We start from the raw sequence: 15,915 nt of genomic DNA on the forward strand, positions 1-15,915 counted from the left end.
ATTTTACCCATATTATAATAAAACATATTTTTTCTAACATATTGTGAAGTTGTAAACAATAATTAAAATCCATGCCTCACAAGGAGGAAATTAAAATGAGTCAAAGTGCGGCTAAAGTACATGAAGTTAAAAAAACTACAGAAGATGTTAAACAGTATAAAGACCCTAATAAATGGCATATGCAAGATACCACTTGGGCAATGAGTCTTTTTGGAACAGCAATTGGGGCAGGTGTACTCTTTTTACCAATTAATGCTGGGGCAGGGGGGATATTATCTTTACTTTTAATTACGGTACTTGCATTCCCTGTCATGTACTTTTCACATAGGGCGATGGCTAAAATGATCTACTCTTCCGAATCTGCTGGTGAGGGAATTACAGCTACAGTAAGGGAGTATTTCGGAAAAAAGGCCAGTACAGTTTTTGATATCATCTATTTCTTTTCGATTTATGCAATATTGCTTATGTATGCAGTCTCATTAACCAATACTGCAGGCAGTTTCATGGAGAATCAATTGGACATGCAATCACCACCTAGAATTATACTATCACTTATTTTAGTTCTCGGTCTAATATTTATCGTGAATTTTGGTCATGATGTTACTGTAAAAGTAATGAGCTGGATTGTATATCCATTTATAGCAACTCTGGTGTTTCTTTCTCTATATTTGATTCCACAATGGGATTTTTCAAATTTAAGTTTAGCTGGTAATTTTGCATCTGTAAATGGAGGAGTAGGTTTTACAGATATTTTAGGAATGGCTTGGTTTATCCTACCAATCATCGTATTTTCGTTTAACCATTCTCCTATGATATCTACTTTTGTTATTAAACAACGGGAAAGCTATGGAATAGAAAATGTAGACCGCAAATGTGCCCAAATTCAAAAGGTATGTTATATCATGACGATTTCTGTTGTACTGTTCTTTGTATTCAGTACTGTCTTAAGTGTGACTTCTGGTGAACTTGCACTTGCCAAAGAACAAAATTTACCAATTCTTTCTTATCTTGCTAATAAATATAGTATGCCATTATTCGCATATGCAGCTCCTATCATTGCTTTCATTGCCATTACAAAATCTTTCCTTGGCCATTATGTAGGTGCATATGAAGGATTAGAAGACATTATTGTGCAAGCCGCTAAATCCCGCGGAAAAAATATAAATAGTAAAACCGTGAAGAACATCATCATTGGATTTATGATCGTGACATGCTGGCTAGTTGCTTATGCAAACCCAAGTATTCTTGATCTCATCGATATGATTAATGCACCACTAATTGCGCTAATTTTATTCTTATTACCAATGTATGCAATCTATAAAGTGCCTGCACTAGCTAAATACAGAAAAAATTATATTAGCAACGCATTTGTCATTATTGTGGGCATACTAGTAGTTCTATCAAGTATTAAAGCATTCTTCTAATCTACTAGACTTTTTCTAAGGTGGTCTGGAGGGACAAGTTCAATTATCCCAAATGGTTTGAAGAAAAAAGAAGCTCAAACCCCTTAACCTTATTCGACATCGAATAAGGTTTTTTTACTGTGCGCCTGGCATGGGTGATAACTTGGTGGTGAAAGTCCACTATAGGTTTATGGTTATGAAGAATTCCATTAAATATTAAATCGGAAAGGGAAGAAAAATGTTCAATTACAAACGCATTTATCGTTTAATGCAAATTACAGAATTATAATTAGTGATCCGTAGAAAAGGAAAACGTTTGTAAGCGTAAAACAGTCCCCACCTATTAATTAGATGGGGACTGTTTTACGCTTACATATATTTCCTAATTTGATTAACTCCTCTGGCTGTCATATTCTTCTTCACAAACACAAAGTATAAAAAACAATCTTATTATGATAACACTTCATCTTGCTCTATTTTTATACCAGTTAATTTAATTAATATTACGGATAGGAATGCAATCAGAATAGTTGAAATTAATGTGACTAGTAAATGACTAGCGAAAGCCATTGCTAGTACATTACCAAGCACAGCTATTAGAATAACTCCCGTTACAATAGTTGTGACTGTTGAATTCAAATATACACCTGCTAGCCCTGAAAAAATTATTAATGATACAGTTAGTATAGCTGTTGATATATTAATAATAAAAAAGTGAACTAAATAACTTAGAGCAAATACGTGGGAATCAAGTATTGGAAATAGCGATTCTATAATTAAATAAACGATATTAGCCGCTGCCATACCTAAGAACTGAAAGGAATTAAAAACACTCGAAAAAGCCATTACTTTGTCGTAGAATAATTGAGACCTTCCGTTTGGGTATGAATAAGTTCTAATTTTATTCTCTCCAATATAATTTTTAACAAGAGTTCCATTTATAATAATCGCTCCATAAATAACTAATATACACATGGAGATTGTAGAAGCTAATCCTGAAAGAGCGCTATAGTTAGTTAATATATTATCGGATTCAGAAGCATCAAAACGCCCAATAATAGTAAAAAAATAAAGTGAAATAATCTGAGCAAAAAAAGCTGTTAAAAGGATAGACTTATTAAATTTCTTTACTTTGGAGCGTTCAAAATTATAATTTATTCTTCTCAATTAGTTATTCCTCCCCTTTTCAAAAAATAATAGTATTCTTTAAGACCTCCGGAATAATTCTTAACTATATCTTTAAGCTCTCTTTTTTTATAAGTTTTACCATTCAACATGAATACTACACTAGTAACGAAATTCTCAAGTTCTGATAAGGAATGACTAGTTATTATTACACAAACGCCTTTACCTTTTAAATCAGAAAGGATTTCCTTCATTAGGTTTATACCATCAAAATCAAGTCCATTAAAGGGCTCATCTAATATAATTATTTTTGGTCGATGAGATAAAGCTATTGCTAACTGAAGACGCTGTTTCATCCCTAAAGATAATTGACCTATCTTTTTTGTTAGTGGAACTTGTAATTCAAGTAGCTCTAACATCTCCATATGAGGAGTAGGTTCTTTTATTTCCATGTAATTATAGTGTTCAACAAATAACTCATAAACGGTCATATCAGAAGTACTCGGAGGGAGTTGAATTACAGAGCCAAATTCCTTTAACATTTCTGAACGATTCGATTTAGACAACACTTGATTATCTATCTTTATAGATCCTTGGTCCGGTGAGAGTAAACCTAATAAGCACTTCAATAAAGTTGTTTTACCTACTCCATTTGGTCCAATGAATGCACATATTTCTCCTCCAGAAATATGTGCATCAGCTTTCCTTATAACCTCATTTTCATTAATAACCTTACATAGATTATCTATTAATATATTTACCATAAAATCTAGTCCCTTCTCGAAAGCACAATAAAAGATATTAGAAACCCAAGAATAGCCCAAAGTAATACGACTATTAAATCAATTAGTGAAAACACACCATAATTAAATAATGTTGAACGTAACAAATTTGTTGTTGGGACAAATGGGAGTATTTGATGGATGTAAGTCGTCCACTCCGGTAATCTTTCCATTGGATAAGTGATAGGAGAAAATAATAAACCACCGATCATTATTAATTGTGTTACTAAAGCCATAACATTTGGCTTAAAAGTATAAGCTATTGCAAAACCGATGCATATCATAGTTATCTGAGCAATTAAAATAAATAAAAAGCTTAAATATGTTATATGTAAAGAGATATTAAATCGAAGTATTGCAGCTAAACATCCCATAAAAACTCCTGGTAGTGAAGCAACGCACCAAATTATAATATCCGCCACAAGTATTGAACTACGAGAAACTGGCAGTGTTTTTTGGTATTTAAAGATACCATCTTGCTTGGCTGTGCTGACTATCTGTGGAGCTAGCACACATCCAACCGCAATAATTCCAAGAGCAATTGCTCCTGAGGATAAATATAAAGCCAAGGTATCATTCATATCTGGAATTAGTAGTGCCAGGCCATACACAATTGCCAACGCAAAAGCTACTTGTACAATACTAAATATGGGTAAAAGATATTTATGTCTTACAAGACTCCAACGAATTAGCCCCCAGAACTTTTTGATTCTTAATACCAATCCATTATTCCCATTAATTGTTATAGTATTATTCATTTCCATCTGTTAACCCCCTATATGATGCTTCTAGCGATGCAGATGTAAGCCTGTAATTAACCACTTTCCTTTCATGAATTTGTTTCAATACCCATGCTATTGCATCAGGAACTTGTTCAGCAGAAAGATTAAAAATAATTTGCATCTCCTCCTCTATGTATCTAGTCTCTAATGATTTAGGTAGATTTGATAGGGAACCCCAATCATTCATGATTACAAAAAGTATATTGGTCGATATTTGTTTATGTTCTCCTATTATCAATTCATCTTGAATCAACTTACCATGATTCAATAATAGAAAGCGGTCAGCATACTGCTCAACTTCTAATAAATTATGAGTAACTACAACTACAATATGCCCATTTTTAGCTAACTTTCTCATATAATTCCAAACTAACTTTCTTCTTACAGGATCAACATCATTTGTAGGCTCATCAAGTAGGAGTATAGGAGATGGTGATATCACTGCCATAGCAAATGATGCCAATCTTTGTAAACCACCAGAAAGCTTTTCACCAGGTCTATCTGCCCATTTATCAATCTTTAGTTCAACTAAGATTTCTTTACAAAGTTCTTTGTTTTTTTTACCTGAAATGCCACGAATATGTAAGATTGATTCAACCGACTGACGCAAAGTAACACCTGATAATGGTGCATGAAATTGTGGCATCATAGAAACAAGATTTCTAGCAGATTTTGTATTATTAATAAATGATATTCCTTGGTAATCAATTTGACCTTGATCAGGTTTAACGATACCAATGATTTGATTTAATAATGTTGATTTACCAGCTCCATTATGACCTATAACAGCTACAATTTGCCCTGGGTGAAGTACAGCTGAAATGTCACAGTTTGCTCTTACAGTTCCACGCTTATAAGATTTAGAAATAGCATTAATTTTTAAATTTTTATTATCCCCCTTAATTTCTATCATCATTGCAACCTCCAATGCTTTTTTATCTTAAATAATCCGCTTTCAATGAATTACAAAAAAATACTTGAAAATAGAATCCATAAAAAAGGTATAACCCAGTAAACAATTATTAACAGATTAACAGCATACCCAATTATTTTCAATACTCTCGAAATTTTAATTTCTTTACTACTTTCATTACTATCTATTCCAAGTATTGGATTATCAAATAAAGCCGAAGCAATAAAGTATCCGTCGCAATTTTTATGAAATCTAAATTGCCAAATAATTCTTAACCATAGAATTGAAATAGCCGCTTGTGTAGCATTAAATGCTTTAACATAATAAATACAAAAAAGTTCAGAGCCAGTTTTCTTGCTAAATTGTTTCTAAATTAAGTCACATAAATTATTTGAAATATTGAATTTGTTTAATTGATAACCATTATCAATTGTTGTATATTAGATAGTAACGAACATATAATTAAATAAGGAGAATGTATAATGCAAATATACTGGACTAAAATAAATAAAATTATTGAAGAAACGCCTGAGATTAAAACGTACATGCTCGACTGTCCGGAAGGCTTTACATGGGAAGAAGGTGCTCACACCCACTTCGCACTGGAAGGTTTTAATGCTGGAGATAAACCAAACCGCGGGCTAATTCGCCATATGTCAATCTCGACTTTACCGCATGAAAATTCAATCGGTATCACAACACGTATCAGAGAACAATGCTCTGAGTTTAAAGCGATTTTAAGAAACCTTGAAGTCGGCAATAAGATTGCACTCTTTAAAACTCATTCGAATGTACCGCTTAAAAGAGAAGGAAAAAATGTTTACCTGCTGTCATCAGGTGTCGGTCTGGCAACCTTCAGACCGCTTGTGCTTGATTATTTCGAACGTGCTGACAACGTCAATCAAATTCATTCCTTGAACATCGATTCATCAAAAGATTTCTTATTCACTAATATTTTCGAATCCGTTCCTGACAAGAAGTTCACATCACAGTTTGTTGATAACCGAAAAGACTACTATGAAGAAGTAAAAAAACTTGCTGCAGACAAGGATGGACTTTTCTATATTGTCGGCAGTGACGAATTCCTCGTGCAGAACATTGAAGTACTGCGTGAACAGGGCATCAAGCCTGAACAGATTATGCTCGACAAGCATGAACAACAACGGCCTAAGTTTTTATCATTTGATTTGTCAATTTAAGTGAGATAAAATATTTACTTGGTAAATATTAAATAGATGTTCCATTAATCATGGGCGCGATTGTTTAAGATGAGTCTAAAAAAATAGATGTCATTTCCAATGTAAAGATTAAAATTGAAGTGAACATTAGAAATAAATTCAAATAGTCCAAACTAAAGAAGCAGTTAACTTTAAACAGTTAGCTGTTTCATTATTTTTTACTAATCGATTCTACGTTCGATTTAAAATTCGTAATCCTTATCTTTTTATTAGAATCTGTTGTTCCGGAAATGGACTTTTACTTTAGTGTATTGATAAATCTCACTTTCAATATATTACCAATATATGTAAGTCTAAATAGTCCCCACCTATTAATAAACTGCCCCCTGTCAAGTAGACAGTGGAAATAATAAAAATGATTTAAGCGGCTTTAGTTCTATATTCTATAGGGCTGAGGCCGTTTAATCGTTCTTGATATCTATCATGATTATAAAAATATATGTACTCATCCATCGCTTTAGATAGCTCCTCAAATGTCTCATACTTATGTAAATAATACTTTTCGCTTTTGAGTGTTCCCCAAAAAGATTCCATTGGTCCGTTATCCATACATTTACCAACTCGTGACATACTGTGTGTTATCTCAGCCTTATCTATCCTACGTTTAAATCCATGTGAAGTATATTGAAATCCTCGATCACTATGAATAAGTGGATGTTCTTCTTCGTTTAAAGTAGCTATTGCCTAATCTAATGTTTTGAAAACTAGTCAATTATTGTTTCTATGTCCAAATACATAGCTATTGACGCTTACCAAGTTATACCTGTGTGGATAATACGGTCATGCGCCCGTTGATTCTTGGCTGCTGTGTTTTGCCTTCTCCGGCAAACTCCAAATTGACGAACGTCTATTCTGTATTCGGGATAACAAATTTTAGTTTCATATGTTTTCGCCTCTTTCTTTTTTAACTTTCTGATTAAATTTCACATACATATATCATTTGTTGAGAGTAGAGGGAAGACCTTCCTTGCTTTGTTTGTTTCATAACATCAGCTCCCTTCAGTTAAAAATGCTTAAATTTTAGCATGAAAAAAGACGCTCATTTTTGAACGCCTCATAAAAAAGATTGGTTTTCCTTTTGTTTTTAACTAATCTCTAACAAAAGTTTTGGGATTCAATTTATACCTAGTCAAGTTTTATGGATAAATCTGAAAGGATTTTTTGGAATTGCACTTTATATGATTTAATATGGTTCATATGCTCTGATGCTACTCCAAACTCCTTGATTCTACTGCATTTATGCTTATTATATACAGTGCTTTCAAAACGGATTAGAATAAACTTTTCTAATTAGTCTAAAAAAATCAACAGTATTGATACCGTTTAATCCCCTTCATACGTCATTTTAAGTGGCTTAAAATATTTTGTTTATCATAAAAGGTAAAATTAAATTTTGATGATATTTATGCAAAGTTTTATACATGCTGTAGTCGGTAAGACAGCGTTAAAATGCTGTCTTACCGACAATGTAGTGATAGAATAATAATTGAATATATTACATGAGAGGTTGAAATAGATGACAACTTATCAAGTCATTGATTTAGAAAGTTTTCCAAGAAGAGACTATTATGATTATTTTATGGCGACAGACACAACGTTTGAAATGACAGTAAAAATTGATGTTACTCGAGCAGTTAAAAAATGCAAAGATGAATCTATAAGCTTTTATGCTTACTCTATTTTTAATTTGACTAGATCGGTTAACAAGATTCCGAATTTGAGATATGCCCACATAGATAAGCAATTAGTAGAATGGCAAGAATTAGTACCAACGTTTACGAACTTTAATCAGGAAACTGAATTATTTTATAGTTTATGGTTGGAAGGATTAACAGATTATAAAACATTTGACCGTGAGTACAAAAAGCTTATAAAAGAGTATGCAAACACAACAGATATCGCACCAATGGGAGTTGTTCCCCCTAACGTGGTGAATATTTCATCAATTCCTTGGATGCATTTTGAACATTTTTCATCTCAACCAGGAGCTATCAAAAATAATTTAACACCAATGATTACCAGTGGAAAGTACGAAAAAGTTGGTTCACAGTTGCTAATGCCAGTGAATATTAAGGTTCATCATGCAACAGTAGATGGCTATCATGTGACGTTATTTTTTGAAATACTGCAACGTGAAATGAACTGTTAACTTTTAGGAGGAATAGGGAGGATTTAAAAAAAGAAAACAATCACGCAAATAAACTTATTCAGGGATTTAATAATATTGTGATGATGAAGCAAGGAAAGAGGAAATTATTAAGAATTTGTTTGGGAATGCGGACATCAACCCAAGTATAGAACATAATTTCCATTATAACTTAGGTTATAACATTCATGTTGGCAATGATTTTTATGCTGGATATATTGTACTATTTTAGATATGGCTGAAGTGAGAATTGGTGACAACTGTATGATGGAACCTAATTTAACATACTACTGGAGAAAATATCTTATAAAAAACAGCTAACTTTAAACAGTTGGCTGTTTTTTATTGCCTATTCTCAGAAGAAAGGACGATTAATTCAAATGGAAATGCAAGTCTATATCTCAAACCTTGGAAAATATAATAAAGGTGAACTTGTCGGTGTTTGGTTTACCCCTCCTATTGATATGGTAGACGTAAAAATTAGAATTGGTTTAAATGGCAATATGAAGAATATACCGTACATGATTACGAGTTGCCATTTGAAATTGATGAATATACACCGATTTCTAACCCCATCTTCATCCAGATGGGGTAGCTACTTTCGTAGGATATCACAAAATTCAGCGAGTGACGGGCCCCAATTTTTATATTAACCCGTACTTTACAAAACTATTAAATATACCATCTTCATCAGGAGTATCAGTAATATCATCAGCCACTAGCTTCAGAGCTTCTTTAGCATTTCCCATAGCAATTCCACGGTGAACATATTGAATCATTTCCAAATCATTCATCCCATCACCATAAGCAAATGAGTTCTTTCTATTTATATTCAAATGTTCTAATACCTTTACAATAGCTGTCGCTTTATGGGTACCTGGAATGGATAATTCTCCACTATTTTCCCCGAAGATAGGTACGGTGCTAGAAATAATATTGAATTTTGTTCCAAACTCTTCACTTATCTTTTCGATAGGTATGTCTGATCCTAAAAAGGAGATCTTGTTAATGTCGTCTCTTATCAAACTTTCACCTTCAATCAGCGCATCATGGAATGGAAGGATTCCTTTTTCAATTTCCTCCTTCGCCCCGGGATTTTCCTTGATTTCTTTATCAATGATGGAGCGTATATGTTTTTTGCAGTATTTACTAGCAAATAACCCACCGTTAGACTCTAAATAAAAATCAATACCATGCTGGCTAAAATAATCGACCAGATGCTGGACATCTTCAGGGTCCACGGTTTCATGTAAAATGACTTCTTGACCAACTTCAATATATCCTCCAACTGCGCCAATAATGCCATCGAATCCTATGTCCAGTATATCCTCATATAGTTCTGCTTTTGAACGCCCTGTACTGATAAAAATAAGATGACCGTTCTCTCTCGCTTTTTGCACCGCAGACTTTGCTGATTCAGGGACCACTCCATTATCATTGACGAGTGTCCCATCGATATCCATAAAAATAATTTTTTTCAACCTATCCAACTCCTGTACTACATTTATCTTACATCAATGATGAATAAATAACCTTCAATTATTCAGTGTACTTGACAATTGGAAGTAACAAATTAAATTTGTTTAGGATTCCTCCAGAGATTATAGCTTTTCTCCATTCGTAGCGATTACGTCTTTATACCAATAGAATGATTTTTTCTTTATACGTTCTAATGTACCATTACCTTCATCATCTAGGTCTACATAGATAAAGCCATAACGCTTGGACATTTCTCCTGTTGATGCACTTACAAGGTCGATACATCCCCAAGAAGTATAGCCCATCACTTCTACGCCATCTTTAATAGCCTCTCCGACCGCATTAATATGTTCTCTTAAGTATTCGATACGGTAGTCATCCTGGATACTGCCATCCTCTTCTACTTTGTCATAAGCACCTAAACCATTTTCCACTACAAATAACGGTACTTCATACCGATCATAAAGTTCATTAAGTGTAATACGAAGACCTGTTGGGTCAATTTCCCATCCCCAGTCACTTGCTTTAAGGAATGGATTTTTAACACCACCAACCATGTTACCTTGACCGATTTCATCTGTAGTTTTTTCTTTTCTTTCTGTACGAGACATATAGTAACTTAAAGAAATAAAGTCAACAGTACCTTCTTTAATCAATTCTAAGTCGCCATCTCCCATTTCGATATTAATGTCATGTACCTTGAAATAGCGATTAATGAAAGTAGGATATTTCCCTCGAACTTGAACATCTGTACAGAAATTATTAAATAAACGACTTTCTTCATGTGCATACATGACGTTTTCAGGATTGGAATCATAGGAATAGACTGGAGCATAAATAATCATACAGCCTACTTGAGATCCCGGGATAATTCGATGTGCTGCTTTAACAGCAAGTGCACTTGCGACAAATTGATGATGCAGGGCTTGAAATGTTGGTTGGTACCTATCTTCTTCTTTTTGAATCGCAAATCCAAGTCCCATGATCGGCATCATAAATCCACTATTTATTTCGTTAAATGTCAACCAATATTTCACCTTATCTTTATAGCGGTTTAATACCGTTTCAACATATCTTTCGAAAAATGTAATCACCACACGATTTCTCCAGCCGCCATAATTTTTCACTAAGTTTAATGGCATTTCATAGTGCGATAAAGTAACAACAGGTTCAATATCATACTTTGCCAATTCATCAAAGACACGATCATAGAATGCCAATCCTTCTTCGTTTGGCTCCAGTTCATCTCCATTAGGAAAAATTCTAGACCATGCAATGGATAAGCGATAGGTTTTGAATCCCATTTCGGCGAAAAGAGCGATATCTTCTTTATACCGGTGATAAAAATCAATACCTAAATGGTTCGGGTAGTAATATTTATCTTTGTCAATCTCCCAGTCAAACCCAGGTTCACTTAATACTTTAAGCCTTTCTTTACCACCTGGTAAGACATCGGCAATATTCAATCCTTTATTACCTTCACCAAAGCCACCTTCTAACTGGTTCGCAGCCGTTGCTCCGCCCCATAAAAATCCTTCTGGAAATCTCGTATTTTTTGTCATATAATGACCTCCTTCATTTTGTAATGCCATCCAAGCAGTGTTTTTATGAGTAAACGCTTGGATAACATCTTTCATTCAAGTATTAACCTAACTTTTCTTTCGTGAACTTACTCTACAAAGCATTCTGTTTTTTCATCGTCAATGATACCATCATAATCATTATCTTTCGTAAGAGATCTACGATGTCAGCGTTATATGCGGAAGCGACGTATTCATCACCGAATAACACATCTCCTTTACCATCTACTTGAATGGAATAGACAGTCATGACAGATGCGGGTTCTTTTGTTTTTTACCAGTTAGGTTTAATCCCCCGCCTGTGAATATATTTAGATGCTCCTCATAATTGTCACCTGTAAAAACCGCAAACTTACCTTGAAACGTATGTGATTAACAACCACCTTCGCCAGCACCCTCTCCTGAGAAGTGTTTAATCATAATAGAAATGGAATCATCGCCCGAGCCTAAATCATTCCCATCTCCATCAAATGTTGACTAAGATTCATTCGTATAAGCTTCCGCAAGCTCAGTAGCTAATTTACTTCCTTCACCAAACGTTCCATCTACCCGTAACCAACGAGGTTCAGTCGCTAAATCAATTTGTGGCCCTAATGCCTGGTACTCTTCAGATGGTGTCTTAGAGAAATCTCGCATGATATCCGGATTGAACGTTGCTGCCAAGCCTAAATTAATGGCCAGCGTGAAATATCGCCCACTGCATTATAACATCCGCCTCACCCGCCGTACTTGTTGGGTCAGAGCTAAAGTTTACCGGAATGATTGGCTCATCTTCCGTTCCTATCTTCCACAAATGCTTGCATCTAGTTCATCCATTTTACACTTGCTCTACATCGTTCGATCCTGCATGTAACACATTACGCAGGTTATCATTTTCTAAATATGCTTTTTAATCGTTTGTTAAATCAGGAGATCCCATTCATGTGAACTAAATAACATCAAACCAGCAATCTGATCTACGGATAATACTTCTGCTAGTGCAGTTGCACGAGTATCTGTATCCTCACGTCAATCTTCAAAAGTATCCAATTCTCCGTTATTATTTAAATCTATGAAGTAATAAGTCTCCCCATCTACTTCCTCAGTCAAAATATGAATACCGCTACTTAATGAAAAACTAATGCTTGGCCCCGTCAGGGTTCTCCACTACACCAAATGGGGTTTAACTATCAGGTAACTATGAATAGTCAGGATATTGGGCATCTTCAGCTTCTTGACTCTCTTCGCTTTCTTGGTCGTCTTGACTTTATCCACTCTCTTTAGTAGCAGAATTACTATCTGTACAGGCACTTAACAATAACAACAATACCAGCAATGAAATAGATACTAGTTTACTCTTTATTACATTATTAATTTCTCCTATGTTTTTCTGACAAGTTTACTGCTTTTAATGGTGCATCTTTTCTTGCATCCATAGAAGGCTTTATTTTATTTCTCTAAAAATATAATTGGCTTTCCAACCTGAATCGTTCCCTCTTCTGCAGTTTCAATGGACGTATATTGATCAAAGTTTGTAATAACAACGGGAGTAAAAATATTATAGCCAGCTTTTTCAATTGCCTCTATATCAAACTCAATAAGCAATTGTCCTATTTCTATTTTGTCTCCCTGAGCAACATGTGCGTTAAAGAACTGTCCTTCTAATTGAACCGTATCCATACCAATATGAACTAATAATTCTGCACCATGCTCTGTTACAATACCAATCGCATGTTGTGTATCAAATAAAGCAGAAACCGTACCAGCTACAGGTGAAATTAACTTTCCTTCTGAAGGTTTGATTGCGACACCTTTCCCTAACGCACCTGATGCAAAAACGGAATCGGAAATGTCAGCTAACTTGAATACTTCACCATTTAACGGACTTTTTATTACTTCACTTGTTACATTTTGTTTCGTGTTATCTTCTGCTTGTGGAGCTGGTTGAGTTGATTCTTCATTTTCTTTATTTGCACCACTAAAGAAGTAAGTCAGTACAAAAGCTAACACTGTTCCAACGACAGCTGCGATAAGGGCACCAATGAATGCAGCATTCATGCCTTCTTCTGGATGGATAAAGCTAGGTAACTGGAATATTCCAAGTCCCCCCATTGTATAGCCAATCGTACCAAACAGTCCTAATAATGCACCGCCAATTCCTGATGCGATTAGTGTGAAGATAAATGGTTTTTTAAGTGGTAAGGCTATCCCGTACATACCAGGCTCTGTTACCCCAAAGATAGCTGATATGATAGCTGGAGGGGTTAGTGTTTTCAACTTTTGTTTTTTCGTTCTAATCCAGATTGCTGTAAGAGCTCCAGCTAGTGCAAAGGAATGGACAAACATTAATGCTAAGATCGGGTCCCACCCCTGACTGGCAAAGTTGTTGATCCCGATTGGGACAAGTCCCCAGTGCAGTCCAAACATAACAAATACTAACCAGAAAGCACCTACAACCGCTCCAGCAATCACAGGACTTAGCTCATATAACCAAATGGTTCCTGCTCCGAGCAACTGACTTGCCCATGTAGCAATTGGACCAATGACAATAAAGGTTAATGGAACAATGATAAGTACGGTCAGCATCGGGACGATAAATGTTTTTACAACGTCTGGTACTATTTTCGCAAAAAAATTTTCAAGCTTTGCAGCGAAAAATGTAGAAAAAATAATTGGAATAACCGACATTGCATACGTCATTAAAATAATTGGAATACCAAAGAATTCAATATGAACGGGTGATTCAAATAGGGTACCTGCAAATAATGTATATAAAGGCTCGCCCGCTTGAGCACTCGGATCAAGCGCTGGATAAACTAGTGCACCCGCTATCAACATTCCTAAGAAAGGTGTTCCGCTAAATTTCTTCATTGCTGTATATCCTAGGAATATTGGCAGGAAGTAGAACAATGCATCTCCAATTGCATTTAAAACTTGGTAGGTTCCACTTGCTTCATTAAGCCAACCCGCCGCAATAAATAACGCATTAAACCCTTTGATCATACCTGAGGCTACTAATACAGCTAAGATTGGCTGGAAAATACCAGAAATCATATCGATAAATCGGTCCAATAAGCTACCTTTATCACTATTATCATCCGGGTCATCAACCGGTCTATTCAATTCGAAACCACCTTCAGCAACAACTGCTTTATAAACATCAGGCACGTGGTTCCCTATAACAACTTGATACTGCCCGCCACTTTGTCTAACCGTAACAACGCCATCCATGTTTTCCAGCACTTGTGTATTCGCTTTTCCTTCATCTTTTAGTTTGAAGCGTAAGCGAGTAATACAATGCACAACACTGTTAACGTTTTCTTTACCGCCGACATTTTCGATTATGGCTTTCGCTAGCTTCTCATATTTCATTTTAACCCCTCCAATTTTAATCTGTTTTTTTAAAATAAAAACCCGAATGCTTTTACAAACAAGATTCCATACCATGTTTGTTTGTACTTTCACAGAAAAGAATGTTACTATTCTTAGTCTCTGTAAAGTACAAAAAACCCTTTTAACATACATTCAGGAAATGCTTGTTTATTCATTAAAGTCTTTTAAATAATCCTACTTAAATTCGATTGGTTAACCGGTGAATATGCAAAGTTAAATATAATATTTCATCATGTGAAATGGACCAGTTATAGTCCTTTTTAATATACGAGGCAATGCGCTCTGCGCACCGATATGCTTTATCATATTTTACTTTAATCTGCTCGTATAAAAACTCATCATACGTGTCTTCCAATTTTTCTTTGCGAATAAAACGCATGGCAAAAAAGCGCAAATGTGTCAAAAATCGCTCATAATTGACTGAGTCTTCATCTAAATCCATTTGAAAATAATATTTAACGATATTTAATATGTCATTGACCATTTCCGTCACTTGAACAGTCTTTGTCATATTCTCACCAGAAAGCTGACTATTAACAAAATGCAATGCAATGGAAGCCGCTTCGTCTTCTGGCAATTCTATATTTAATTCTTGGTTAATAATGTCCAGCGCTTCTAGCGCTATTTTGTATTCTTGCTTGTAGTACTTGCTAATTTCCCATAACAATGCATTTTTCAAATCGTATCCCAGTTTATGGCGTTCCACGGCAAAGTTCAAATGATCAATTAAAGCGACATATAAATAATCATCTAATTGGTAGGATAGTCTAGACTTGGCCAGTTCAATAATTCGATGGGCTAATTCCAAATAAATCTCTGGTATTTCTTTTAATAGTTCAGCAATCTTATTAGATATACCTTTATGCTCCAATATAAAGATCTTTTCTACCTTTTCTGGATCGATGGAATCGCCTTCTTTTTTCTGAAAAGCCAAGCCTAAACCCATAACGACAACTTCTTGATGCTGCTCATTATAAGTCAATGCTACATTATTGTTTAATATTTTTTTGATTTTCATATTACTCACACCTGAATCATATTTTAGGAAATCTGATATACAATCAGTGTATGAGGCGGGCAAAGTACTAAAACAGC

At 34.8% G+C, this 15,915-nt stretch carries 12 protein-coding genes and 2 pseudogenes; 4 read left to right on the plus strand and 10 right to left on the minus strand.

The window, feature by feature from the left end; translation table 11 throughout:
• Positions 1-95 precede the first annotated feature (95 nt).
• Entirely contained in the window at positions 96-1,424 is a 1,329-nt protein-coding gene (locus tag JNUCC74_RS15010; protein WP_454065969.1) for an aromatic amino acid transport family protein, read from the plus strand.
• Positions 1,425-1,853: 429 nt separating this feature from the next.
• Here JNUCC74_RS15010 and JNUCC74_RS15015 read toward each other — a convergent pair whose 3' ends face one another.
• Genes JNUCC74_RS15015 through JNUCC74_RS15030 form a run of 4 tightly spaced genes read right to left on the minus strand, consistent with a single transcriptional unit; the run spans position 1,854 to position 5,005 of the window.
• On the minus strand, positions 1,854-2,570 hold the full coding sequence (locus tag JNUCC74_RS15015; protein ID WP_454065970.1) for a hypothetical protein: 717 nt from the start codon (positions 2,568-2,570) through the stop codon (positions 1,854-1,856).
• Positions 2,567-3,292, minus strand: coding sequence for an ATP-binding cassette domain-containing protein (locus JNUCC74_RS15020; RefSeq protein WP_454065971.1), 726 nt, complete (start codon positions 3,290-3,292; stop codon positions 2,567-2,569). Before JNUCC74_RS15020 ends, JNUCC74_RS15015 begins: the two co-directional genes overlap by 4 nt.
• A 5-nt stretch (positions 3,293-3,297) precedes the next feature.
• Positions 3,298-4,074 (minus strand): ABC transporter permease, encoded by a 777-nt coding sequence (locus tag JNUCC74_RS15025; RefSeq protein WP_077318255.1) that lies wholly within the window; start codon positions 4,072-4,074, stop codon positions 3,298-3,300.
• A complete protein-coding gene (locus JNUCC74_RS15030) occupies positions 4,061-5,005 on the minus strand; it encodes an ABC transporter ATP-binding protein (RefSeq protein WP_454065972.1) in 945 nt (314 codons plus the stop codon). The genes JNUCC74_RS15025 and JNUCC74_RS15030 overlap by 14 nt, the downstream gene beginning before the upstream one ends.
• Before the next feature lie 482 nt (positions 5,006-5,487).
• Between JNUCC74_RS15030 and JNUCC74_RS15035 the strand changes: the two genes are divergently transcribed.
• Positions 5,488-6,204: a dihydropteridine reductase gene (locus JNUCC74_RS15035; RefSeq protein WP_454065973.1), complete on the plus strand. Its 717-nt coding sequence runs from the start codon at positions 5,488-5,490 to the stop codon at positions 6,202-6,204.
• A 399-nt stretch (positions 6,205-6,603) separates the two neighbouring features.
• Here JNUCC74_RS15035 and JNUCC74_RS15040 read toward each other — a convergent pair.
• Positions 6,604-6,993: pseudogene (locus tag JNUCC74_RS15040) on the minus strand (transposase); the annotation flags it as partial.
• A 766-nt stretch (positions 6,994-7,759) separates the two neighbouring features.
• Between JNUCC74_RS15040 and JNUCC74_RS15045 the strand changes: the two are divergent.
• Together JNUCC74_RS15045 and JNUCC74_RS15050 are read left to right on the plus strand one after the other, a co-directional pair.
• On the plus strand, positions 7,760-8,392 hold the full coding sequence (locus JNUCC74_RS15045) for a CatA-like O-acetyltransferase (RefSeq protein WP_454065974.1): 633 nt from the start codon (positions 7,760-7,762) through the stop codon (positions 8,390-8,392).
• Positions 8,393-8,769: 377 nt separating this feature from the next.
• Positions 8,770-8,957: pseudogene (locus tag JNUCC74_RS15050) on the plus strand (antirestriction protein ArdA); the annotation flags it as partial.
• A gap of 76 nt (positions 8,958-9,033) precedes the next feature.
• On the opposite strand, the gene JNUCC74_RS15055 reads toward JNUCC74_RS15050, so the two are convergent.
• From JNUCC74_RS15055 to licT, 5 genes are all read right to left on the minus strand, one after another.
• Positions 9,034-9,870, minus strand: a complete 837-nt coding sequence (locus JNUCC74_RS15055; RefSeq protein WP_454065975.1) for a Cof-type HAD-IIB family hydrolase — start codon at positions 9,868-9,870, stop codon at positions 9,034-9,036.
• 120 nt (positions 9,871-9,990) lie between these two features.
• Positions 9,991-11,430 carry a glycoside hydrolase family 1 protein gene (locus JNUCC74_RS15060; RefSeq protein ID WP_454065976.1) on the minus strand — a complete coding sequence of 480 codons (1,440 nt, stop codon included), beginning with the start codon at positions 11,428-11,430 and terminating at the stop codon, positions 9,991-9,993.
• A gap of 495 nt (positions 11,431-11,925) precedes the next feature.
• Complete coding sequence (locus tag JNUCC74_RS15065; protein ID WP_454065977.1) at positions 11,926-12,111, minus strand: hypothetical protein; 186 nt, start codon at positions 12,109-12,111, stop codon at positions 11,926-11,928.
• Positions 12,112-12,876: 765 nt separating this feature from the next.
• Positions 12,877-14,799 (minus strand): beta-glucoside-specific PTS transporter subunit IIABC, encoded by a 1,923-nt coding sequence (locus tag JNUCC74_RS15070; protein ID WP_454065978.1) that lies wholly within the window; start codon positions 14,797-14,799, stop codon positions 12,877-12,879.
• Positions 14,800-14,998: 199 nt separating this feature from the next.
• Positions 14,999-15,838, minus strand: coding sequence for a BglG family transcription antiterminator LicT (licT, locus tag JNUCC74_RS15075; protein ID WP_454065979.1), 840 nt, complete (start codon positions 15,836-15,838; stop codon positions 14,999-15,001).
• Between the last annotated feature and the right edge of the window lie 77 nt (positions 15,839-15,915).

The sequence above is a fragment of the Cerasibacillus sp. JNUCC 74 genome, assembly GCF_053667775.1.